We start from the raw sequence: 572 nt of genomic DNA, 5'->3' as shown, positions 1-572 counted from the left end.
GTCCTGAATAAGGGGATAAGGCCGTCTGAAATATTATAGACGTTCGGTTTCAACACGGATTTTAAAAACAACTTTGCGTATGTTCGCCCTGTCGCCGACCAATGGGGCATGCGCATCATTCGGGAAGAATAGCGCAAATTCACCTGGCTCCAAGGTCAGCCAGGTTTCCGGCTCGCAGTCGAAAAACTCGATATCGCGCTTTTCGTTGTAGCCTAAACCGTTTTTCAGACGGCCTCTGTCTATCCAGCCATATGTTTCGCTGCCGTCAATCGGCGTTTGAATATCAATATGTTTTAAGTGCGCTTCAGGCTGGGCTTCTCCCTTAGTCCTCATCGGCTCGCTACCGATAAAAATACGGATATTGGGATTCTCGCATGGTACTTGGCCGTCCGGCAGCTTGGCAAAATTTAGGGTCTGCAACAGATGGAAGGCTTCGGCAAAGTCGGGATGCAAGGCAGCGTAGCGGGTGGCATTGCTTATGGTGTCGGTAATCATGGTATATTTTTGTAGATTAAAGGCCGTCTGAAACACTTAAATTTTTCAGACGGCCTTTTGTATATCAACCGTTACAC

1 protein-coding gene is annotated in these 572 nt (G+C 47.7%); it reads right to left on the bottom strand.

Annotated elements, in window-relative coordinates; genetic code table 11:
- Positions 1-33 precede the first annotated feature (33 nt).
- On the bottom strand, positions 34-495 hold the full coding sequence (locus ACTHUM_RS18020; protein ID WP_219088535.1) for a YhcH/YjgK/YiaL family protein: 462 nt from the start codon (positions 493-495) through the stop codon (positions 34-36).
- Between the last annotated feature and the right edge of the window lie 77 nt (positions 496-572).

The sequence above is a fragment of the Neisseria sp. P0021.S006 genome, from assembly GCF_051956895.1.
This window is presented reverse-complemented; position numbering and strand designations above follow the sequence as displayed.

What these genes read in the sequence shown, in the direction of transcription:
- ACTHUM_RS18020 (WP_219088535.1), bottom strand. Translation starts at nt 495, where the DNA reads ATGATTACCGACACCATAAGCAATGCCACCCGCTACGCTGCCTTGCAT.